The sequence below is a fragment of the Bifidobacterium indicum genome (genome assembly GCF_036987015.1).
Lineage (GTDB): Bacteria > Actinomycetota > Actinomycetes > Actinomycetales > Bifidobacteriaceae > Bombiscardovia > Bombiscardovia indica.
The window spans coordinates 511,842-534,818 of record NZ_BTXM01000001.1 but is presented as its reverse complement, the minus strand read 5'-3'; the positions used below and the strand labels follow the sequence as shown (position 1 = coordinate 534,818).

The following is a 22,977-nucleotide window of genomic DNA, read 5'->3' as shown; positions in this document are numbered from 1 at the left end:
ATGGCCTCTTCGCTAACCGACCCTCCCATCGGAGAAAGGACTCGGTATGGGTGTCAACATAAAAAAGATCACCAAGCACGCAGGCAAGTGCACCTATACGTTGATGCTGATGCGCCATGCCAAGACCGAATCGGACGCACCCGATGGGGACCGGAACCGGCAGTTGACCGAGAAGGGGCTCAAGCAGGCCCGGAAGGTGGGCAAGGGTCTGGTTCGATACGATCTGGTGCCAGACAGAATCGTCTGTTCCGGGGCCCGACGCGCCCGTCAGACCCTGGACAGGATGCTCAAGCCCCTGGGGGACGGCCCCGAGGTGGACTATCGCGAGGACCTCTACGAGTCGGGTATGCAGGCCGTTTTCGACCAGCTGGCCCAGACCGGGCCCGGGCAGCACCGACTCATGATCATCGGGCACGAGCCCATCATGTCCATCTGCAGCCAGTGGCTGGCCAAGCCGGAATCCGACCCCGATCTTCTGGACCTCCTCAACCTGGGGCTTTCACCGGCGAATCTGGTCGTATTCGGTTCCGAAAAGCCCTTCAACCAGTGGGAGACCCACACGGCCCGGCTTCTGGGGATCCTGGCGCCGCACGACTTCTCCAAGTGATGCGGTCGCCCTGCCACAAGCCCTTCTCCCGTCGGCAATCAGGAGGGGTATCAATTGAATTTATAGCGACACCTTACCCCTGCCGATTACCCGGTAACGGCGGGCACTGCTAACCTGACCTGAGGTATCACCATCATCCGGGAGGTTTCATGTCAGCCAGCACATCCGTGATCGGATTCCCGCGCATCGGCGCTCAACGGGAACTCAAGAAGGCCATCGAAGGCTATTGGAAGGGGAGGCTTGACCTGGACCAGGTCAAGGAGACGGCCCGCACCCTCCGTGCCGATCACTGGAGGCTCCAGCGGGAGGCCGGCATCGACCTGATTCCCAGCAACGACTTCAGCTACTACGATCAGATGCTGGATACCGCCATCCTCCTCAACGCGGTGCCCCGCCGCTACCGCGACCTGGGCCTGGGCCCCGAGGACACGCTCTTTGCCATGGGCCGTGGATACCAGGGCGACCAGGGCGACGTGACAGCACAGCCCATGAAGAAGTGGTTCACGACGAACTACCATTACCTGGTCCCCGAGATCGACGCGGATACCCGGCTCGAGCTGACCGGAACCAAGCCCTTCGATGAGTTCCAGGAGGCCAAGGACCTGGGCATCATCACCAAGCCCGTCCTGATCGGCCCCTACACCTTCCTCAAGCTGGCCCGCGGCCCCGAGGGCGAGAAGTTCGAGCCCGGACAGGACCTGGTCGCCTCCCTGGCCCAGGCCTATGCCGACATCATCCGTCGCTTCGCCGACCTGGGGGCGGGATGGGTCCAGCTGGACGAACCTTATCTGGTCCTGGACAAGGAGGATGGCGACCTGGATCTCTTCAGGACCCTTTACCAGGGCATCCTACCCGCCCGCCAGGGTGGAAAGGGGAGCGTGAAGGTCCTCCTTCAGACCTACTTCGGCCATGTGGGCGACTGCCTGGACCAGATCAACGAGCTGGCCTTCGACGGCATCGGCCTGGACCTGGTCGAGGGGTGTGACGAGAACCTGGCCGCCTTGAAGAGGTCGGGCGTGAGCCATGGGACCATGGTCTTCGCGGGGCTGGTCAATGGTCGCAACATCTGGCGCAACAATTATGCGGTCAGCCTGGGCATCCTGGACGCGGTCCGTCAGCTCACCCCGGATGTGGTCGTCTCCACGGCCTCCTCCCTCCTCCATGTGCCTTTCACCGTTGCCAATGAGGATGGGCTGGACGCACAGACCGTCCGTCCGCACTTCGCCTTCGCCGTCGAGAAACTGGGAGAGTTGCGCGATCTGGCTGTCCTGGCAGACACCGATGAGGCGGGGAAGAAGTCCTCCCGGGCCCTGGCCGACAACCAGCGCCTCTTCGACGGGACCAGGGTGGAGCGTGATCAGGCTGTATCCAGTCGTCTGGCCGCCCTGGATGACCAGGACTTCGTCCGCCAACCCGACAGGGCGGAGCGGCAGCGGATCCAGGCCGATGAACTCGGTCTGCCGACCCTGCCGACCACGACCATAGGCTCCTTCCCCCAGACGGCCGAAGTGCGGTCCTATCGCGCCAAGCTGCGCAAGAAGGAGATCGGTCAGGAGGAGTACGACCAGTTCATCGCCTCCCAGATCGACCAGGTCATCGACCACCAGGAGCGGATCGGCCTGGACGTACTGGTCCATGGAGAGTTTGAGCGCAACGACATGGTCGAGTACTTCGGTCAGAACCTGAACGGGTACCTCTTCACCAAGAACGCCTGGGTCCAGTCCTATGGCACCCGTTGCGTCAAGCCCCCCATCGTCTGGGGCGACGTATCCCGAGCCAGGCCCATCACCGTCCGCTGGAGCTCCTACGCCCAGTCCCGGACCAAGCATGTGGTCAAGGGCATGCTGACCGGCCCGGTCACCATTCTGAACTGGTCCTGGCCCCGTGAGGACATCTCCCACCAAGAGCAGACCCAACAGCTGGCCCTGGCCATCCGTGACGAGGTCCTGGACCTGGAGGCCGCAGGAATCAGGGTCATCCAGATCGACGAGGCCGCCCTCCGCGAGAAGCTGCCCCTCCGGCGCTCCGATTGGCACACCAGGTACCTTGATTGGGCAGTGCCCGCCTTCCGGCTGGTCCACTCGGCCGTCAAGCCGACCACCCAGATCCACACCCATATGTGCTACTCGGAGTTCAATGACATCATCAAGGACATCGATGCCATGGATGCCGACGTCATCTCCTTCGAGGCCTCCCGGTCGGATCTGACGGTCCTGGATGCCATCCAGGAGGCCCACTTCGAAACCGAGGCGGGTCCCGGGGTCTACGACATCCACTCGCCCCGCATCCCCTCCCGGGAGGAGATCGTCGAGCGGATCCATGCCATCCTAGACAAGCTGGATGCCGGCAAGGTCTGGATCAACCCCGACTGCGGGCTCAAGACCCGTGGCAACGAGGAAACCTGGCCCAGCCTGGAGCACATGGTCGCCGCAGCCCGACAGGTCAGGGACGAACTCTCGGCGCAGCACTGACAATGGCGGTCGGCGGCCCCCACAGCCGGCAGAAACAGAGATGATCCATCATGCATGAGCCCATATTCTCCCTGGAAGTCTTCCCGCCCAAGCGAGATGCACCGGTGGGAACCATCTACGACACCCTGGATGGCCTGGAGGGGCTCATGCCCGACTTCATATCCGTCACATATGGCACGGGCAAGCAGTCCGACCGGACGGCCACGGCCCGGATAGCCAGGACCATCCATACCGAGTACGGCATTCCCGCCGTGGCCCACCTCACGGCCCAGTATGCCGACCAGGAGATCGTCGACCAGGCCCTGGATATGTTCGACAAGGCGGGTGTGGCCGCCGTGCTTCCCCTGCGCGGCGACAGCGTGGAGGGGAGGACCCCGGCCGGCGTGTTCGACCATGCCAGCGACCTGGTGGCCTACATCCATGCCAAGCGCCCAAACATGACCATCTTCGGAGCATGCTACCCGGAGACCCATCCCGAGGCATCATCACCCCAGGCAGACCTGGACAACCTGAAGATCAAGGTCGATGCCGGGGCAACTCATCTGATTTCTCAGCTCTTCTATGACAATGACGACTTCGCCGACTTCCTGGCCAGGGCCAGGGCCACCGGAATCGACGTGCCGATCGAGGCGGGCATCATGCCCATCACCAACGTGGGTCAGGTACGTCACATGAGCGAGGTCTGTGCGGCGAAGATCCCGCCTGCGGTGGAGACCATCCTGACCAAGTGGGGCGATGACCGGACCAGCCTGCGCGAGGCAGGAATCATCTATGCCTCTCAGCAGATCGCCGATCTGGTCTCCCAGGGTGTGGACGGAATCCATCTTTACTCGATGAACCAGTCCGGCGTCACCCGCCGCATCTGGCACAACGTCCATCACCTCTTCAAGACAACTAAGCAGGAAGGCAACTCAGTGCTTCCCGTGTGATTTGCCACCTTCGGATGGGTTATCTCGAGATGTCCCGCTCTGGGATGACTTCCTTTTGGGTGAGTGTTCTTCGTTTGGTTTTCCCGTGCTTGATCCCTGTCGGGGCCGCAACCATGTGAACCGAGTCTGCATGGTCCTCTTGATCGCCGGAATGATGCCGACCAGAATTCCCGCAACCATGCCTCCAATGGCCACCCAGGATGCCGCATCCTGGCCAAGGAGGATGGGAACGACCGCCAGGCCTATGCCGATCAGGGATGCCACCTGCGACCATGTTCTCTGATCGGGTGTCATACGGTCGTTCATCATCGGCAGCAGACCGAAGAAGAATCCCACCAGAAAGGCCAGAATTCCGCATCCTATGATGACGGCAAGGTCCGTAGGCGACAAGCCGGGCTCCCTTCAGACCGCGTCCAGGCTGATTGCCCGTGTGCCCCTCAAGGCGTGAACACGGGCCTGAGCATTGGCCATGGCGTTGATTCGTTCAGTTTCGTTCATGACATCTTCCGGGTCGATGCCTGAAATCAGTGCGACAATCGTCTCGTAAGAGGTCTTCGAGGTTTCCAGTATGCCTACCAGACGCCCCTGCCGCATGACGGCTATTCTATCGGCCACGGCAAATACATCGGGCAGGTCGTGGCACACCATGACGATGCTCTGCCCCTCGGAGCGCATCCGCTTGATGTAGTTGAGCACCTCGGCGGACTGCATGACGGAGAGTGAGGAAGTTGGTTCGTCGAGGAGTATCAACTCAGGGTTGTCCAGGAGAGTCCTGGCAATGGACACGGTCTGCTTCTGCCCCAGGGAAAGGGAGGCCATGGGCTGACCGACACGGATGACCGATGAGAGAGACTGAAGGACCTGCCGGGTCCGCCCCTTCATGGTCTCGTCATCCCTGCACAGGTGTTTGTCCCGCAGTTCCTTGCCCAGGAAGAGGTTGGCGGATACATCCAGGTTGTCACAAAAATCCTGACCCTGGAAGACAACCGCAACCCCCATCTGTGCGGCTGCACGGATGGAGGGTATGGCAACCGTCTCACCTTGCCAGCGCAGGGTGCCGGAATCGGGATGGAGAAGTCCTGACATGATTTTGATCATGGTGGACTTCCCGGCTCCGTTGTCGCCGACTATGGCCAGGACCTCACGGCGCCGAACGCTGAGACTTACCTGTTTCAAGGCATGAATGAATCCGAATTTGACTGAGATGCCGCACATCTCCATCAATGGCGTGACGTCACTCAAATCGGCCACCTCCTCTATGATGTCTGGCCTGCGGATTGCGAGGACACGGCGATGTGCTCGGACTGCCATCATAGCCGCACCCAGTGCTGGCCCGGTAATCGGATAGTGGGCGGACAGAACCTCCATGGGCACCATGGCGTCTGGGAAAAGCATGCGCTGCAGGGTCTCCTGGAGTGGGTCCAGAAAGACCGAACCTGTAGTACCGAGTATGCCACCAAGAACGACAACCTGTGGATCAACGGCATTGCATAGGTCGGCGACCACGTTGCCGATGCGGATGGCTGCATCGGCGACGATACGCCTGCAACCTGGGTCACCCTGTTTGACGTTGGCGACCAGGTCCTCCAAGGTCATGGTGCCGTGGGTCACGCTCAGCAGGGAGACCAGCCGGCTCTCATCCACAACCGTGTTCAGACAGCCCCTGTTGCCGCAGATGCAGATGTCTCCGAGGGGATCAACCTGGACATGGCCTATCTCACCGGCCAGTCCTGTCGTTCCCCGCCAGAGCTCGCCGTTGATGATGATGCCCGCCCCGACCCCATCATTGGCGTGAATGTAAACGAAGTGGCGCTTTCCGACAGCCGCCCCCATCCGCAATTCGGCCATTGCTGCGTAGTTTGCATCATTGTCGACGTTGATACGGGAATGACCGGTTCGGGCATCTTCATGGAGCTGGGGGATCACGGTCCTCGTCCAGGAGCAATCGAATGATACCCCTATGGAACACCACGATGGTGCCGCAGTGGACCCCAGCCGTGGTTCGGCGGTGTGGACGGTCCCCGGTATGTCCTGCGGTGAAATGGTCCGGCGGAGACCGGAGCGCCTGTTGAATCGTTCGCGAGGATCCCAGGGCACACATAGCCGTCTTCCCGTTTCGTCGGGTATGGATGGGTGCGGCACGGATGCCACGCCCGTTTGAACGCGGGGAGGAGGGGGTCGGGGGCCGTGGTCGTTGATCCATTTGAACGGTCACCGGGTTCGAATTGTCGCGGATTCGGGTAGGTTCGTGTCGTGAATTGATGAAGACCGCTCGCTGCATGTCTCGTATCCCAATGATCGTATATCGATAAACGATATGTTATACTGTCACTGACATTGCGTTGCTTCTATATTCGATGACGAGGAGGCCGACATGTACAAACCGCAGCCGATGGATCGTTTTCTGCACAATCTGACGCGTGGTCTGGAGTACCTGCACTGGGCAGGGGCACTTGTTGTCGTTGTGGGAACGACCGTTCTTCCCTGGTCCAATCTGCCCCTCAGGTTGCTGGGGTGTACCGATGCCCTCCTGCCCAACGTCTATAGCGTAGGGCTGAACGTTACACGGTCGAACGGGTCCGGTATCCGGATCCAGGCGGTAATCTCCTATCTTCTTGCCGCCATCATATTGGTCCTGCTGGCATCGTTCTTCCATGACCTTGCCGCCATGTCGACCTATGCACAATCCGATGATGAGGAGCACACACCCGTGACCCCCTTCAACCAGGCCAACCTGCATCACCTCCATGGCATGGGCCGCTGTCTGGTCGCTCTGGCCGTGATTTTTTCAGGCGTGCCCATGGCCATTGGATTTGCTGAAGGGTTCATGGAAGCAAATGCCGAGTATATGGCCACAGGGGCCTCCGCCGATCGGTACGGGCCGATGCGGGAATCCGGCCTTGCCGGATACGAAAGCCCGATTCACATCACTATGGAAGACAACTTTACGGTCGTTGCGCTGTTGGTTTTGGCCGCTATCGTCGTCTACGCCCTGGCTCGGATTCTTGCATACGGAATCACGCTGCAGAGGGAGGATGATGGTCTCATCTGAACAGGAGAAGGCCGGACCCTCTCAGTGCACGGAACACATTCCATCGGGTCGGATCGTCCTGAGGCTGGACAGGATCATAGCGGAGCGGCGGATGACCTTAAAGGAGCTGGCCGCCAGGGTGGGCATCACTCCGGTCAACCTGTCCAAGATCAAGAACAACCGGGTCTCGGCCATTCGCTTCTCCACCCTGGCCGGTATTTGTCGGGAACTGCACTGCCAGCCGGGGGATATCCTGGAATACCGACCGGTGGAACATGGAGACGAGAGCATCAGGTAGGACATGCATCGAGGAGCAGGCCGTAGCGTCCGCCTGGCTCCTTGACTCCGGCGACCGGTTTGGATTGTCACCTATAATGACACGGGGATCTCCTTACGAATATCGGGTGGAGGCGGCATGGCGGAAGATGGGCATCAGCAGCTCAAGACATCGGACTTGATCCGGCTGGGTCTGCAGGATCTGGATCGGGCCAGGGTCGATCTGATCCGCCTGGACGGGTTGGGTCTGGACGGGCGGATCAAAAATGCCCTGATCGACGCCCTGGAATCGGTCTGCGATCCGGATGTCGCCCTGTCCTCCTTGATGATGATCCTTGACCAACGCTCCTGCGGTGGACCACCGGACTTTTTGCGAGGACAGTCCGATTCAACCTGCCCTGCCATCAGGTCACTCGTTCGTGTCCTGGGGGCTTCCGAGGCCATGGGAAGATTGATGCGCTCGCGCCCCGCCCTGGTCGAGACAGCGGCCTGTGATCCCTTTCGTCTGAGCGACTGCCCTCTTCAGGTCCGAAAAGACAGGATCGCCAAGGCACTGGATGCCGAAGGGGCCGAACCGGCAGGGAAAGGGACCCTGGCCGGAGAGGTCGATGCCCTTCGTGCCGAATATCGGATGCAGCTGGTCGCGATCATGGCTCGCGACCTGGCCGCCGCGGATCCAGAAACCGTGCAACCGGAGATCAGCCTGTCCCTGTCGGATCTTGCCGAGGCCACCCTGGAGGGGGCGCTGGCCATTGCCAGGAAGCAGGTTCCATCGTCGGAGCATTGCCGTTTCTCCGTCATCGGCATGGGCAAACTGGGCGCCAGGGAACTGAATTACGTGTCCGACGTCGACCTGATCTACGTAGTTGAACCATCCGGAGAGACTGCCGATCAGGACCTGATCGGCATCGGCACCAAGATCGCCATCCTCCTGCAGAAGATCTGCCAGTCCATCATTCCCGGATCCGCCGAACCGCCTCTGTGGAAGGTTGATACCGCCCTGCGGCCCGAGGGGAAGGACGGGCCCCTGGTGCGTCGTCTGGAGGCCCATGCCGACTACTACCGGTCCTGGGCAGAAAGCTGGGAGTTCCAAGCACTGTTGAAGGCACGACCGGTCGCCGGCGATGCCGTGCTGGGATCCGCATACCACGACATGGCCCAACAGTTCGTCTGGGGGGCATCCCAACGCAGGAACTTCGTCTATGATTGCCAGGCCATGCGGGCCAGAGTGGAACGGAACATACCTGAAAAACTCAGGGATCGGGAGATCAAGCTGGGCCAGGGTGGTCTGCGAGACGTGGAGTTCACCGTCCAGATGCTCCAGCTCGTCCACGGTCCCAATGACCGGAACCTGCGGACCCCATCGACCCTTCAGGCTCTGGCCGCCCTTGCCGCAGGTGGGTACATCTCCCAGAAGCACGGTGAGGCGCTTGACGAGGACTACCGATTCGAGCGGGTCATGGAGCACCGTCTGCAGATGTGGCAACTTCGTCGCACCCATCTTTTTCCCGACATCGGCCAGGGGACGTCCAGGCACCGCCAGCGCCCGGGGCTCAATGAGCTGGAGGGGAATCCCGACCTGAGACGGCTCGCCCGTGCCTTTGGTCTTCATGCCGACCAGTTGCTTGACAGGTACGAAGCCACACGGATTCAGGTTCGTCAGCTCCATCAGGCCATCTACTTCCGTCCCATGCTTCCGATCAACGCGCAGGTGGATGAGGACGAGGTCAGCCTTCGACCCGATGCGGCGCGGGAACGCTTCGTCTCCATCGGGTTTGCCGACCCCGATGCCGCGATACGTCACGTGGAGGCTCTCACCAGTGGCGTTTCACGGTCTGCCCGGATCAACAGGATCCTTATGCCGGCCGTCCTGAACTGGCTGGGGGAGGGTCAGGACCCTGATATGGGACTTCTGGGTTGGAGGACCCTGGAGGAACGCTTCGGGGGCAAGAGCACCTACCTGGGATTTCTCAGGGACTCCACCTCTGCCGCCAGACGGCTCTGCCATGTCCTGTCGAATTCGCGCTACCTTTCCGGTGCCCTGGCCAAGTCGGTCCAGTCCGTCACCTGGTTGGGGCGGGACGATGACCTGAAACCCAGAAGTCTGGACTCGCTTGATGGCCGGTGCAGGTCCTACCGGGTTCGTCACGCCGACCAGGCCTGCGATTTCGCCTCGGCCATCAGGGCCATGCGTCGTCAAGAGATCGAACGCATAGGCCTGGGTTGGATGAGTGAGGTCAACGACCAGGCCCAGTGTCTGACCGGCATGGCCGATGTCTATGATGCGGCCATCGGGACCAGCCTGGACTGGGCCGTGGAGCGTCGTCTCGAGGAATCCTCACTGGAGACGGCACCGGCCAGTCTGGCCCTCATCGCCATGGGGCGCTACGGCGGTCGTGATGTGAACTTCAACTCGGATGCCGATGCCATCCTGATCTACCGGCCTGCTCCGGGAGCAGAAGACCAGGCGGCCGGCGGCTTCGCCCAGGATGTTGTGACCGACCTTCGCTCGGTTCTGGGGGGCTCCCTGAGTCTGGAACCCAGGATCGACCTGGACCTCGACCTGCGCCCCGAGGGAAGGAACGGACCACTGGTGAGGTCACTGGAATCCTGCCGCGAGTATTACCAATCCTGGTCATCCACCTGGGAGCACCAGGCACTGATCCGGGCGCGTCCTGCGGCCGGCGACCCCGACCTGGCCAAAGAATTCCTGGAAACCATCGCCGATCCCCTGCGCTATCCCGATCAACCCCTGAGCGAGGACCAGGTGGGGGAGATTCGCAAACTCAAGGCCAGGATGGAGGCCGAGCGCCTGCCGCGGGGCGTTCGACGTGACCGTCACCTGAAACTGGGCAAGGGGGGCCTATCCGATGTGGAGTGGACGGTCCAGCTTCTCCAACTCCGTCATGCCCATGACTGCCCCGGACTCAGGGTCACCTCCACCCTGCCGGCCCTGATTGCCTTGGAGGAAGCCGACCTGATCGGCCATGATGATGCAGAGGTCCTGAGGAAAAGCTGGACCCTGTGCACGGCCGCCAGGAATGGCAACTTCCTCTGGTCGGGCAGGATCACCCAGGCCGACATCCTTCCGGATGACGGCAATGTCCTGGGAGGAATCGCCGTCTACCTGGGGTATCCGGCCCACCGCGGGCAGCGGTTCGCCAATGAGCTCCTGGCCGCCATGCGTCGCTGCCGGGAGGTCATGGAGCGTCTCTTCTACGGACATTGATCCGTCTGATGGTCCCAGGGGCGGATTATGATTGTTCAGGTCACACAAGGTGGCCACCTTTTAGGAAGGTGAGCCGTTGTCTGAACAGTTTGATCGTCATTCGGGGGAAGTCCCCTCCACGGAATCGGTTTTCCCAAATCATGTTTCCTCCAGGTCCTTGCAGGGACGCAGCCTCGTCACCCTTGACGACATCTCGCTGCCACAGATCAAGGACCTCCTGGACAGGGCGGCCTATATCGACTCCCACCGGCGTGAGGTGGCCCACACCTGCGACGGCCGGGTCCTGGCCACCCTCTTCTACGAGCCCAGCACCCGAACCCGTCTGAGCTTCGAGACGGCCATGCTCCGTCTTGGCGGCCAGGTCATCGGGTTCGCCGGGGCCCAGCTGGCCAGTGTCTCCAAGGGGGAGTCCATCAGCGACACCCTGAAGACCGTCTCCAACTACGCCGACATCGTCGCCATGCGGCATCCCAAGGAGGGGGCGGCCCTGGTGGCCTCCCGCGCCGCCTCGGTCCCGGTCATCAACGCCGGCGACGGCGGCCACATGCACCCCACCCAGACCCTGACCGACCTGGCCACCATCCGCGCCAGGAAGGGCCGGTTGACCAACCTGACCATCGGTATGTGCGGTGACCTGACCTTCGGGCGGACCGTCCACTCCTTGATCTCCACCCTGTGCCGGCTGGGCCAGGTCGACTTCGTCCTGATCAGCCCCGACGAGTTGAAGACCCCGGAGTACATCCTGGAACGCATCGACGCCTCCCCGACCTGCACCTACCGGGAGACCAGCGACCTGGGCGAGGTCATCGGCGATCTGGACATCCTCTACATGACCAGGGTCCAGAAGGAGCGCTTCTTCAATGAAGATGACTACCTCCGCCTGCGCGACACCTACATCCTCGACGAGGAGAAGCTGAAGGCAGCCAGGCCGGACATGGCCATCCTCCACCCTCTGCCCAGGGTCAGCGAAATCACCGCCGGCGTGGACCAGGACCCCCGTGCCGCCTACTTCGAACAGGTCCGCAACGGGATGCTGGTCAGAATGGCCCTGGAGAGCGCCCTCCTTGGTGATGAACTGCCCGGCTACCAAGTCAGGAAGGAGGTGCAGGCATGAAGGTCACCAGCATCGTCGACGGCATCATCATCGATCATGTCCAGTCGGGTACGGCCCTGAAGGTCCTGCATTATCTGCACGTGGATCCGACCAGCACCCGTCTGGCCCTGATCATGAACACGGACAGCCACAAGTACGGCCGCAAGGACATCATCAAGATCGAGGAGAGCGATGACCTGGACCTGACGGCCCTGGGTTTCATCGCCCCCCAGGCAACGGTCGACATGGTCCGCCAGGGCCACATTGTCAGCAAGCACAAGCCCGACAGGCCCGTCCACCTGGTCAACGTCATCTCCTGCGTCAATCCCCGCTGTGTCACCTCCGTGGAGCGTGGGGCGGACCAGTGCTTCCACCTGGATGACTCCGGGGTCTACCGCTGCGACTACTGCGACGAGAAAGCCGAACTCTGAGGACCGAAGGGGCTGGGGCATGAGGATACGTTTCCAGGGTCTGCGACTGTGGCGGACCGGTCATCAGGTCGACCTGGTCCTGGACTGTGATCCCTCCCGGGAGCTGATTGACGAGACCGGTGCCCTGAAGGAATCAGGGGCCCCGTCGACCTGCACAATCGACCTGACCGGCATGGTCCTCGCTCCGGCCTTCCAGGATCCCCACGTCCACTTCCGCGATCCGGGGCAGGTCGAGAAGGAGGACATGGTCACCGGGTGCGCAGCGGCCGCTGCCGGTGGATATGGCCAGGTCCTGATCCTGCCCAACACCGAGCCGGCCATGGACGGGTGGGCCCGGATGGATGACGGGCGCACCGTCATTGAGTATCTCCAGGATTTCGAGGGGGACCTGGGTAGACCACTGCCCGTTCACTACGCCCTCTGTGTGGCCGCCTCCAAGGATCGGGCCGGGCAGGTGCCCTCCAATCCCGATGATTGGAGGATCTACCTGCCCTCCGGCCGGGCCTCCCGGACCAACCCCGGTGCAGCCGCCCATCCCGTCCTGGCCATCAGCGACGACGGGTCGGCTGTAACCGACCGGACCCTGGAGGCTGTGGCCAAGGCGGCACGGGATGCAGGTCTGCCCATCCTCGACCACTGTGAACATCACGACTCCGGCTTCATCAACGAGGGACCGGTCAGCCGACAGCTCGGCCTGCCCGGGGTCCCCGCCTCGACAGAGCTGGCCATCGTCCAGCGCGACATCGACCTGGCACGGAGGACCGGCACCAGGGTCCACCTCCAGCATGTCAGCACGGCCGGGGCCTTCCAGGCCATTCGCCAGGCCAAGGAGGAGGGCCTGCCGGTCACCTGCGAGACGGCGCCGCACTACCTGGCGCTCTGCGACGAGGACGTACTCAGGCTGGGCACCATGGCCAAGATGAACCCACCACTCAGGTCCAGAAGGGACCAGGAAGCCACCCTCCGGGCCGTTGCCGACGGTACCGTCGACATGATCGCCACCGACCATGCACCCCATGCCGCCGATGACAAGGCCGGTGGGTTGGACAAAGCCCCCAACGGGATCATCGGCCTGGAAACAGCCTATGCCGTCTGCAACCAGGCCCTGGTGGAATCCGGACTGATTTCCCACCGGCGCCTGATCGAGCTCATGAGCCTGGCCCCCGCCGACCTCCTGGGTACCAGGGTCACCAGGATCGAGGATATGCCCCGGGAAGACTCCACGATCGATCTGACAGGAACGGACAATGCCGGACTGGTCATCCTGGATCCGACGGGCGAATGGACGGTGGACGCCGACCGCTTCCATTCCAAGGCCAGGAACACCCCCTTCCAGGATTGGAAGGTGAGGGGACAGGTCCGGGCCACCATAAAGGACTCCGACCTGGTCTTCTCCCGTATCAGGGCGGACCGGGTCGATTGGCGGCAAACCCATTCCAGGGAGGGGAGACAAGTGTGGACAGACTGATTGAACTCATCAAAGAGAAGGGGAACCCCACCGTGGTCGGCCTGGACCCCCGTCCTGAGCTCATCCCCGGACAGCTCATCGATCAGGCCCGTGATGGGACCAGGCAGAGCCTGGCCGCGGCCGGCATTCCGGATGACGATGCCGGCTCGAGAGACGACCAGGTCCAGGCCATATGGGCCCATCACCTGGCCCGGGCCTATCTGGAGTTCAACCTGGCCGTCATTGCCGGGGTTTCCGACCTGGTTCCTGCCGTCAAGCCACAGATCGCCATGTACGAGGCCCTGGGACCCTCGGGCGTCGAGGCCTATACCGGCACCTGCCGGGCGGCGGCCGACAGGGGACTCTACGTCATCGGTGACATCAAGCGCGGGGATATAGGATCCACGGCCTCGGCCTACGCGGCCCACCTTTCCGGACTGCCTCTCACCTGGGAGGAAGCCAGGCGGGAGGGTGGGAGCCGGCGGCAGGGCCGTACCAGATCGATGCAGGTGCATGGCTTCCCCTGGTATGAGGATGCCATCACCGTCAACCCCTATCTGGGCAGTGACGGGTTGGACCCCTTCATCCAGGCGGCCCAGGAGGCCGATGGTGACCTCTTCGTCCTGGTACACACCTCCAATCCCTCCTCCAAGCAGATCCAGGAGCTCCAGGTAAGCGGGGACAGCACTGACGGGGGTATGCTCTTCGAACACCTGGCGGGCATGGTGGAGGACTGGGGTGCGGCCTCGCATGGCGGTTACGGATACTCCCGACTGGGCGCCGTGGTCGGCGCCACCCATCCCCAGGCCGGGTCCACCCTCCGACGGGCCATGCCCCACACCTTCTTCCTGGTACCCGGGTACGGCGCCCAGGGAGGGTCCGCCCGGGATGTGGTCCCCATGTTCGACGCCGAGGGGAGGGGGGCCATCGTCAACTCCTCCAGGGGCATCATCGCCGCCTGGAGGAAGGACCAGGCCTACACGCCGGCCCTGAGTCTGCCAGCGGCCCTACGCCTGGTGACCGATGCCGCCAGACGGGCGACACAAGCCATGAAGGACGATCTGAACCAAGCACTGAAGGAGAACAGATGAGTCAGGCAGTCTTCACGACCACGGAACCGGTGATCGACCGAGCCCGAAGGGCCGGCCGTCGACCCGGGCGGCGCACCGACATGATCACCGGGATGGAGGCCCTGGATCGGGATGTCTGGCGGATGACCATCAAGGACCCTTTCGCGGCCCAGGAGGCCCATCCGGGCTCCTTCGTCAACCTGTATCCTGCTGATTCCATGACCCTCCTTCCTCGCCCCCTGGGCATCAGCAGGGTCTTGGACGGCGGTCAGATCGAGGTCATCTTCGGGGTGGTGGGGAAGGGAACCCGTGAATTCTCCGAGCTGCGTCCCGGCGATTCCGTCGACCTTCTTGGTCCCCTCGGCAAGGGGTTCGACCTGGGCGGTGCCGCACATTACATCCTGGTCGGCGGGGGACTCGGCGTTCCACCCCTGATCAGGGCGGCACAGGCCATCCGGGGAATGGAGGGTGCCCAATCGACCGCCCTCCTCGGCTACCGCAACCTCCACTTCGCCGATCGGATAGTGGAACGCCTGGTGGACGATCTGCGGTCCATAAGCAATGACCATGGTGATGTCATCACCCTTCTTGATGGGGTCGAATCAGGCATTGACCCCTCGAATACGGTCATACTCACCTGTGGCCCCACCCCGATGATGGAGGCCGTGGCCTTCTGGGCCGGCAAGCGGTCCATCCCCACCCAGTGTTGCATGGAGTCCAGGATGGGATGCGGATACGGCACCTGTGTGGCCTGTGTGGTGGATACCGTCAATGGACGTCTCAAGGTCTGCAAGGACGGTCCGGTCTTCCGGGCCCAGGACCTGGTCTGGAAGGATGGCGGGCGCTGATGGACGAGACCATGGAGAAAGGCGGAACGGTCATGGATGGGGAGCAGGACGCATCAACCAATCAGAACCCCGCTCTGGGAATGGATCCCCTGGAGCCCCATTCCTGGAAGCATGGCACGGTCGTGGCCGGGGTTCCCTGGAAGAACCCTGTGGGCACCGCCTCCGGCACCTTCAACCTGGATGCCTGCCAGGATTACTATGATGTGGCCGATATGGGGGCCATAGGAACCAAGGGCGTATCTCCCATCCCCTGGGAGGGCAACCCCTCGCCCAGGACGGCCGAGACCCCTGCGGGGATGGTCAATTCGGTTGGTCTGCAGAACCCCGGCGTCGACCGCTACCTGGTCGATGAACTCCCCAGACTCAAATCCCTGGGTGCCACGGTGGTCACCAACGTTGCGGGGCACAGCGATGACGACTACGCCCAGGTGGTCGAGCGCCTGGCCGATTCCCCGGCTGACATGCTGGAGATCAACGTCTCCTGCCCCAACGTCTCCCACGGGGGCATGTCGGTGGGAACCGACCCGAAGGCCCTGAACCGGCTGATCCACCGCCTGCGCGGCATGACCGACAAGCCCATGGTCGTCAAACTGACCCCCAACGTCACCGACATCGTTGCCGTGGCCCAGGCCAGTGTGGAGGGCGGGGCCGACGCCCTCAGCCTGATCAACACCCTGGTCGGCATGCGCATCGACATCACCACGGGGGAGCCCATCCTGGCCCAGGAGACCGGTGGGGTCTCGGGCCCCTGCGTCTTCCCCATAGCCCTGGGATTCGTCTGGAGGGTCCGCAAGGCCCTCCCCGACATCCCCATCATCGGCATCGGCGGCATCGACTCCGGCGAGAAGGCGCTGGAGTTCCTCTACGCCGGCGCCAACGCCGTGGAGGTGGGGGCAGCCGCCCTCCTGGACCCGGTCGCCCCGGTCCGGGTGGCCCGGGAACTGGATGACCTCCTGGACTCCCGACCGGAGTTGGCCGACCTGCTCGCTCAAGGAAAGACATGGAAATGAACAAGGATTCCTCAACCAACAGTTCGAACGACCTCCAACAGGGGTTCACCCGCTTCCTCCTGGAAAGCGGGGCCTTGAAGTTCGGGGACTTCACCCTGAAGTCCGGAAGGCGCTCACCATACTTCATCAACGCCGGCGCCTTCAACGACGGGCCCGGGATCGCCCTCCTGGGGGAGTTCTACGCCAGGACCATCGTCCAGGCCGTCAGGGCGGGGACCCTCCCGCCAGACATCGACACGGTCTTCGGACCGGCCTATAAAGGGATCCCCCTGGCCGTTTCAACCGCCATAGCCCTGGGTGGCGCCCACGACATGAACCTGGGATACACCTTCGACCGCAAGGAGGTCAAGGACCATGGTGACGGCGGCCTTATGGTCGGCACCCAGCTCCACGACGGCATGCGGGTCCTCCTGGTCGACGATGTCATGACCGCCGGCACGGCTGTCCGCCAGGTGGTTCCCAAGATCCTCTCCCAAGCCAAGGTTGAGATCGTGGGTCTGGTCCTTTCCGTGGACCGGATGGAAAAGACCGGGCAGGGGAGTGGATCGGCCGTGGAATCAATCATGGAGGAATTCCACTTCCCCGTGCTGAGCATCGTCAACGTCTATCAGATCTTCCAGGCTGCAGGCACCATGAAAGACGACCGGGGCCGGCCCCTCCTGGATGATCGGGTGGCATCGGCCGCCAAGGACTACCTGGCCAGATACGGGGCCTGACCTGGTGTAGATTGGTGCAGGTCAAAACATGCCGCCGGCCGGTGGCCTGACCAGGGTGACCCCGCCCGGGCGGGGTCCCGACATACAACGAAGGACCTTATGGACACGAACCCAGTGGAACCGAACGAACAACCCGAACAGGCACAGGCCCTCGTCGGCAGGCAGAACAGGAGCATCATCATCTCCGCAATCGCCCTGGTTGCGGTCCTGGCGGTCCTGGCCGGCGGCCTCTTCTCCTGGCACCGGAAGGGTCAGGCCGACAAGGAGGCCCAGGCCCGGGCATCCCAGGCAGCACCGACCCAGGGGCCGACCGGCAGCAGGAAGGCCTACGAGGAGCTCCAGGCCGTCAAGGTGAAGCCCTCCGTGGCCGACAAGGAGGGCGGTCTGACCATATCAGCCAAGGGAATGGGCAGGAAGGAGCCCGGGGTCCCCATCGTCCATGTCTTCGTGGATCCCATGTGCCCCTGGTGCGGGAAGGTGGGACGAGTCATCGACCCCAGGCTGGAGAAGATGGTCGAGGCCGGACAGATCACCGTGACCTACACCTTCCTGAACTTCCTGGACAAGGTCTCAAGCGACCACTACTCGACCCGGGTGGGGAACGCCTTGGCCACTGTGGCCGAAGAGGACCCCGACCATTTCCTGGCCTTTGAGTCCGCAATCTTCGAGGAGGGTTTCCAACCCGATGAGGAGTCCTACAAGCCGGTGACCGACCAGCAACTGGCCGATCAGGCAGGAAAGGCAGGTGTGGCGGAATCCGTCACCGCCCGGTTTGCCGATGGGCGTTACCAGGACTGGGTCAAGAAGGTCAACGATTACACCATCACCCGAAAGGACGCCAAGGACTCCAAGGGTGAATTCACCACTCCGACCATCCTGATCAATGGCCGTCATTGGGATATCAGTGCTGCCGGCAAGACTTCCGGAGGCCTGGGGCACCTGGATTCGACCCTGGTCAAGTCCCTAGGTCTGGACGCATCCCAGGTGGGCAGGCGCGGAACGACTCCGTCCATCGGCTCCGAGGGGAACCCCCTCCCGTTCTGACCGCAATCCTCCACCTCCGGTCGCGGAGGTAGAGGGACCGGGGCGCCCGGCTGTATATGGACGTCCCCGGTTCTGCGTTCCGGCGATTTGACCGACCGGCCAATGTCATGACGTACCGTCAGTGCTGCCCCTACTCGATGAGGGAGTACCCATGGTTGGCCACCACATCCCGCAGCTTGTCCAGGTAGAGCTCGGCCGCGTGTGATATCTTGGTCCGGCTGTTGACGATCCAGCCCAGCAGCATCGACTCGTCCGATTCCAAGGGGACACTGACGATCTTCTCGTTGTTCAGATCCTCGTTGTCGATGCCGGTGCAGACCGTGTAGGCGTTGAGGCCAACGATGAAGTTGAGCATGGTGGCCCTGTCGGTCACGTTGATCTGCTTGGGGGAATAGTCCGGCCAGACCGCCTCCTCGGCGAAGTAGAAGGATCCCTCATCCCCTTGCTCGTACTGGAGGAAGGGATAGGGGTCCAGGTCCTTCATGGTCAGGACCCTCCGGTTGGCCAGGGGGTTGGTACGCGCAAGGAAGACATGCAGATCCGCCTTGAAGAGGGGATGGAAGTCCAGGTGCTTCTCGCGCATCATCTTGGAAAGGACCTGACGGTTGAAGTCGGACTCATAGATGATGCCTATTTCGGATTGGAGGGTGGACACCTGGTCGATGATTTCCCGCGTCCTGGTCTCCCTGATCGTGAACTCATACTCCTCGGAGTCGATCGAGTTGATCATCTCCACGAAGGCCTCGACGGCGAACATGTAGTGCTGGGTGGAGACCCGGCAAAGCTGCTTGCGGGGCTTGACCTGCTTGTAGCGGGCCTCGAGGAGGTCGGTCTGATCCAGGATCTGCCGCGCATAGGTCAGGAACTCAGCCCCGTCAACGGTCAGGGCGATTCCCTGGGAGTGGCGGGTGAAGATTTCGATTCCCAGTTCGTTCTCCAGCTCCTTGACCGAAGAACTCAGGGCCGGCTGGGATATGTAGAGCTCATGGGAGGCCTCGTTCATGGAACCGCATTCGACGATTTTAACGATATAGCGCAGCTGGAGCAGTGTCATGCCACCAAATCTATACCAGGTCCGTTACGGCTGGAATACCCGACTCACCCCTTGGCACCCCGCCCCAGGTCCGCTGTCTCCTGCATGCCTTTGGTGGCCGCCTGTGGGTCCAGGTACCGGCCCTCGCCCTTCACGCGTAGCTCACCACGGACATCGGTTCCGAATTCGTAGACCATGGGAACCCCGGTGGGCACATTGATGGAGGCGATATCCTGGTCGCCGACCCCTTCCAACTCCTTGATCAGGGCCCGGACCACGGACCCATGCGTGACGACCAGGACCGTGGCACCATTCCGGAGCGCAGGGGCAATCCTGGCGCGCCAGTACGGTTCCAGCCGGATCAGGAGGTCCTTCAGGCATTCAGCCCTGATCCCCGCCGGGTCAAACGTGTCCAGGTGGTCCTGCATGGTCGGTGCATATCTGGGGTCATCCCCCTGGAAGTATGGGGAGGCGAGGTCGATGTCCGGTGGCCGAACATCGAAGGAACGTCGATAGGCCCGGAATTCTTCCTCTCCGTACCGCTCCAGCATGGCCGGTCGGGTCTCACCCTGGAAGGCCCCGTAGTGCCGTTCATTCAGTCTCCAGGTCCGTTCCACGGGAATCCAGGCCCGGTCAATCAGGTCCAGAACGATATCGGCGGTCCATATGGCCCTGGAGAGGAGGGACGTGAATATAAGATCGGGACTGAGCCCGGCCTCGGAGAGGAGCCTGCCGGCCTGTCCGGCCTGGTCACGACCACGGGCCGTCAGGGGAACATCGACCCATCCCGCGAAACGGTTGACTGACTTCTGGGTCCAAGTGCTCTCACCATGACGCATCACTATCAATCTGGCATCCATGAGCCGGCTCCTTTACCCTCGGGGATGGTCAAGCCCGACCATACTCCCACCTGACGAATCCTCAGAACCAGAGCGAGCTGTGCTCGAAGAAGAGGGAGGTCTCCCTGGTCTGGTTGTTTCCGCCACCGTCCGAACCTGAACCCTGGGTTCCCTGGCTCAGAAGCAGGCCGATGGCCTGGGGCAGGTGCTCCGCCACCTCGGAGGCACGGATGGGGTGGCCCAGGGGACCATACCCGGTGGTTGTCCTGTGGCTGGCGTCCTCCTGGATCTGGTCCAGGAAGGACTGGGGATTCCTGGGCTGGAAGACCAGGGGCACATCCCAGCCCGACTGGAGGGAATCGGCGGCAAGGGACCCTGCCAGCCCATGCAGGTAGGCTCCGGCTGCAACCAGATCGACCATGGAGGCCGGTTCATCCTGGATCAGATCGGCGTTCTGGGCAAGCAGGGCTCCGATGGTCCCCGAAAGCACATCGCCGGAGCCGGCGGTCGAAAGCCATGCCGGACCGAACCCGCTGGTCATGACCCTGGGTTGTCCTGTCCCGTCGTCGCCGACCACCAGGGTCACCGCCCCCTTGAGAAGGATGGTGGCACCTGTCAGTTCCCAGGCGCGGATGGCCCAATGGACAGGTCTGTCCAGGACCTGGTCCACATCCACACGCTGTCCATGGGCCTGAAGGAGGGAGGCCATCTCTCCGGCATGCGGGGTCAGCGCGGCCTGGGGCCCGATCCTATCGGGCACCAGATCCAGGGCACCCGCATCGATGACCATGGGCGGGGCCGTTCCGGCACGTCCCTCCTCCTCGTCCTGGGCTTGCCTGGTCAGCAGAGAGGCGATCAGGTCACGCTGCCCATCCCCGTCGTCGGTCTTTCCCCCGCCCATCCGATCCAGGGCGGCCTGGGTGGGAACCCCTGAGCCCAAAACCCAGGATTCCACCCGTCCCGTGCCCAGGACGGCCTCAGGTATGGAGCCAAGAATGAGTTGACCCACGCCGTCGGGGCCCTGGTAGCGAATCATGCCCACGTTGGCATTGGCGGCAGCCGTGGACGAAAGGAGTGCGGCACCATGGTACCGGTTCGATCCGGTGACCAGACCGACCACACCGCGGCTGTACTTGGTGTCGTCAATCCGGGGGGCGCGCAGGAGCCCGGCACAGTCACGGGCGGTCATGCATTCCACGGTCGGAGCCAGGGCCGAGGTGTCGAACCCGAAGTCCACCAGGACGACACGGCCGCAGACATAGGCGGAGGGGGGAAGCATCAGGCAGGGCTTGAGGGCTCCCATGGTCACGGTGACATCGGCGGGGATATAGGCCCCTGGCAGGGTTCCCCTGTCTACATCCACACCGGACGGCGTGTCTACCGCCAGAACCAGGGGGGTCTGCCGGTCCACCCCCGGGGTGAAGGCAGATCCCCGGGGGAGGGAGCCGTCTTCACCCAGGTTGGCGGCCAGTGCTTCCGGTATCCCCCGGAGGGCACCCCTGAGGCCTATGCCGGTCATGGCATCGATGACCAGATCGGCGTTTTGGCACAGTTCCACGGCCTGGGCCAGGGCCTCCGCGGCTTGGTCCGACCCCTCAGGTGCGTCACAGTCGGGAATGACTGCCAGTGGGTCCAGGGCCATGACCACACCGCCTGCCCTGAGGAGGGCCTCCACGCCCCCCTGGTGCAGGCTGCGACCGGTGGCGACCACGGTCACATCGGTCCCGTGTCTGGCCAGGTCCGCCGTGGCGTAGAGTCCGTCTCCCCCGTTGTTCCCGGCCCCGGCCAGGAGGACGATCCGTGCCTCGGTGGGGTCGATATCGGCCTGGTCCAGCATGATGCCGGCCACCACGGCCAGGGATCCCGCCGCCATCCGCATCAGGGGTACCCCGTCTTCCAGGAAGGGTTCCTCCAGTGACCTGATCGTATCGGCACTGTAGGCCTTGGTGGTCAGGTCCCCATACGTCCGGTTCCTGTCTTCAAGCAACGGCTTCATGCTCGCACTCTCCTTACCGCTCCGGTCTCACCGTGGTAAATGCCCCCGGTTCTCCAGTCTATCCGATTGGTCGCTCCATTCTCTATTTTTCAGGGGCGGCATGGCGGGCCTTTCAGGGCTGGCCTTCCCCAAGGAGCCGAATCTTGTCGCGAAAAGGAACTAGGGTCGGGCACATTGTCGAAGCCCTTCCAAAGGAGTGATGATATGCAGGGATTCTCCTCGCCCGATACCGGGCAGATCATGGCACTGGTCATGACGGTTGTCCTGTGTGGATTGATCGGCTTTGAGCGTGAGTTCCTCAAGCATGATGCAGGCATCCGCACCCATATCCTGGTGGGCATCGGCAGCTGCCTCTTCACCATGGTCTCCCTCTACGGCATCCAGGCGGCGACCGGCAACTATTCCTGGGATGCCTCCAGGATCGCGGCCTCGGTGGCATCTGGCATCGGATTCATCGGGGCCGGCGTCATCTTCTTCAACCATGACTCGGTCCGGGGACTGACCACGGCCAGCGCCATCTGGGTTGCCTCCGCCGTGGGTATGGCCTGTGGGGTACAGATGTTCTCGGTGGCCATCCTCGCCGTGATCTTCTACTTCTTCGCGGTCCTGGTCGTGGCACCCATCCTGAAGTGGCTCCTGCGCAACAGGCAGAATACGATTCTGCGGATCATCTACGAAAACGGCCAGGGATCCCTGCGCGAATCCCTGATCCAGGCCACTCGGATGGGATTCGAATCCCGCGTTCTGACCACCCATGAGGTCTCTCGCGACAACTGGCGGGGGGCGGAAGTTACCGTGAATATCCTGGGCAAGGGGGATGTGACCGAACTTGTCGAGTCCATCGGCCGCACCGGTGGGGTCAGGGCCGTGCAGGTCCTGGGTGAAGACGACTGAGGAGATCGAAAGG

Annotated in this window: 18 protein-coding genes and 2 pseudogenes; 15 read left to right on the top strand and 5 right to left on the bottom strand. The window is 62.7% G+C overall.

The window, feature by feature from the left end:
- The first annotated feature begins 46 nt into the window (after positions 1-46).
- The 3 genes from AACP59_RS02370 to metF all read left to right on the top strand — a co-directional run bounded on the left by AACP59_RS02370 (position 47) and on the right by metF (position 4,007).
- Positions 47-607, top strand: a complete 561-nt coding sequence (locus AACP59_RS02370; protein WP_297316114.1) for a SixA phosphatase family protein — start codon at positions 47-49, stop codon at positions 605-607.
- A 149-nt stretch (positions 608-756) separates the two neighbouring features.
- Entirely contained in the window at positions 757-3,078 is a 2,322-nt protein-coding gene (metE, locus tag AACP59_RS02365; RefSeq protein ID WP_339349685.1) for a 5-methyltetrahydropteroyltriglutamate--homocysteine S-methyltransferase, read from the top strand.
- A 50-nt stretch (positions 3,079-3,128) separates the two neighbouring features.
- Positions 3,129-4,007, top strand: a complete 879-nt coding sequence (gene metF / locus AACP59_RS02360; protein WP_297316116.1) for a methylenetetrahydrofolate reductase [NAD(P)H] — start codon at positions 3,129-3,131, stop codon at positions 4,005-4,007.
- Between the two features lie 402 nt (positions 4,008-4,409).
- Here metF and AACP59_RS02355 read toward each other — a convergent pair.
- Together AACP59_RS02355 and AACP59_RS02350 are read right to left on the bottom strand one after the other, a co-directional pair.
- Positions 4,410-5,234, bottom strand: a pseudogene (locus AACP59_RS02355) (ATP-binding cassette domain-containing protein); the annotation flags it as partial.
- A 75-nt stretch (positions 5,235-5,309) separates the two neighbouring features.
- Positions 5,310-5,888 (bottom strand): annotated as a pseudogene (locus tag AACP59_RS02350) (ROK family protein); the annotation flags it as partial.
- Positions 5,889-6,381: 493 nt separating this feature from the next.
- Between AACP59_RS02350 and AACP59_RS02345 the strand changes: the two are divergent.
- The 11 genes from AACP59_RS02345 to AACP59_RS02295 all read left to right on the top strand — a co-directional run bounded on the left by AACP59_RS02345 (position 6,382) and on the right by AACP59_RS02295 (position 18,202).
- Complete coding sequence (locus tag AACP59_RS02345; protein WP_297316838.1) at positions 6,382-7,059, top strand: hypothetical protein; 678 nt, start codon at positions 6,382-6,384, stop codon at positions 7,057-7,059.
- Positions 7,046-7,336, top strand: a complete 291-nt coding sequence (locus AACP59_RS02340) for a helix-turn-helix domain-containing protein (RefSeq protein WP_366515886.1) — start codon at positions 7,046-7,048, stop codon at positions 7,334-7,336. Before AACP59_RS02345 ends, AACP59_RS02340 begins: the two co-directional genes overlap by 14 nt.
- 117 nt (positions 7,337-7,453) lie before the next feature.
- Positions 7,454-10,543, top strand: a complete 3,090-nt coding sequence (locus AACP59_RS02335) for a bifunctional [glutamine synthetase] adenylyltransferase/[glutamine synthetase]-adenylyl-L-tyrosine phosphorylase (RefSeq protein ID WP_297316837.1) — start codon at positions 7,454-7,456, stop codon at positions 10,541-10,543.
- Positions 10,544-10,700: 157 nt separating this feature from the next.
- A complete protein-coding gene (gene pyrB, locus AACP59_RS02330; RefSeq protein WP_339350071.1) occupies positions 10,701-11,657 on the top strand; it encodes an aspartate carbamoyltransferase in 957 nt (318 codons plus the stop codon).
- On the top strand, positions 11,654-12,067 hold the full coding sequence (locus AACP59_RS02325; protein WP_297316835.1) for an aspartate carbamoyltransferase regulatory subunit: 414 nt from the start codon (positions 11,654-11,656) through the stop codon (positions 12,065-12,067). The genes pyrB and AACP59_RS02325 overlap by 4 nt, the downstream gene beginning before the upstream one ends.
- 19 nt (positions 12,068-12,086) lie before the next feature.
- Positions 12,087-13,535 carry a dihydroorotase gene (locus tag AACP59_RS02320; RefSeq protein WP_339349682.1) on the top strand — a complete coding sequence of 483 codons (1,449 nt, stop codon included), beginning with the start codon at positions 12,087-12,089 and terminating at the stop codon, positions 13,533-13,535.
- Complete coding sequence (gene pyrF, locus AACP59_RS02315) at positions 13,523-14,605, top strand: orotidine-5'-phosphate decarboxylase (RefSeq protein ID WP_339349681.1); 1,083 nt, start codon at positions 13,523-13,525, stop codon at positions 14,603-14,605. Before AACP59_RS02320 ends, pyrF begins: the two co-directional genes overlap by 13 nt.
- Entirely contained in the window at positions 14,602-15,432 is an 831-nt protein-coding gene (locus AACP59_RS02310; protein WP_339349680.1) for a dihydroorotate dehydrogenase electron transfer subunit, read from the top strand. The genes pyrF and AACP59_RS02310 overlap by 4 nt, the downstream gene beginning before the upstream one ends.
- 80 nt (positions 15,433-15,512) lie before the next feature.
- A complete protein-coding gene (locus AACP59_RS02305; RefSeq protein ID WP_297316841.1) occupies positions 15,513-16,442 on the top strand; it encodes a dihydroorotate dehydrogenase in 930 nt (309 codons plus the stop codon).
- Positions 16,439-17,158 carry an orotate phosphoribosyltransferase gene (gene pyrE, locus AACP59_RS02300; RefSeq protein ID WP_339350069.1) on the top strand — a complete coding sequence of 240 codons (720 nt, stop codon included), beginning with the start codon at positions 16,439-16,441 and terminating at the stop codon, positions 17,156-17,158. The genes AACP59_RS02305 and pyrE overlap by 4 nt, the downstream gene beginning before the upstream one ends.
- A gap of 99 nt (positions 17,159-17,257) precedes the next feature.
- Complete coding sequence (locus tag AACP59_RS02295; RefSeq protein WP_339349679.1) at positions 17,258-18,202, top strand: DsbA family protein; 945 nt, start codon at positions 17,258-17,260, stop codon at positions 18,200-18,202.
- A 130-nt stretch (positions 18,203-18,332) separates the two neighbouring features.
- On the opposite strand, the gene AACP59_RS02290 is transcribed toward AACP59_RS02295, so the two are convergent.
- From AACP59_RS02290 to AACP59_RS02280, 3 genes are all read right to left on the bottom strand, one after another.
- Positions 18,333-19,256: a LysR family transcriptional regulator gene (locus AACP59_RS02290; RefSeq protein WP_297316830.1), complete on the bottom strand. Its 924-nt coding sequence runs from the start codon at positions 19,254-19,256 to the stop codon at positions 18,333-18,335.
- Positions 19,257-19,300: 44 nt separating this feature from the next.
- Positions 19,301-20,095 carry a 2,3-bisphosphoglycerate-dependent phosphoglycerate mutase gene (locus AACP59_RS02285; RefSeq protein ID WP_339349677.1) on the bottom strand — a complete coding sequence of 265 codons (795 nt, stop codon included), beginning with the start codon at positions 20,093-20,095 and terminating at the stop codon, positions 19,301-19,303.
- A gap of 61 nt (positions 20,096-20,156) precedes the next feature.
- On the bottom strand, positions 20,157-22,070 hold the full coding sequence (locus AACP59_RS02280; RefSeq protein ID WP_339349676.1) for a bifunctional ADP-dependent NAD(P)H-hydrate dehydratase/NAD(P)H-hydrate epimerase: 1,914 nt from the start codon (positions 22,068-22,070) through the stop codon (positions 20,157-20,159).
- Positions 22,071-22,274: 204 nt separating this feature from the next.
- Here AACP59_RS02280 and AACP59_RS02275 point away from each other — a divergent pair, with 204 nt between their 5' ends.
- Positions 22,275-22,964 (top strand): MgtC/SapB family protein, encoded by a 690-nt coding sequence (locus tag AACP59_RS02275; protein ID WP_297316827.1) that lies wholly within the window; start codon positions 22,275-22,277, stop codon positions 22,962-22,964.
- The last annotated feature ends 13 nt before the right edge of the window (positions 22,965-22,977 follow it).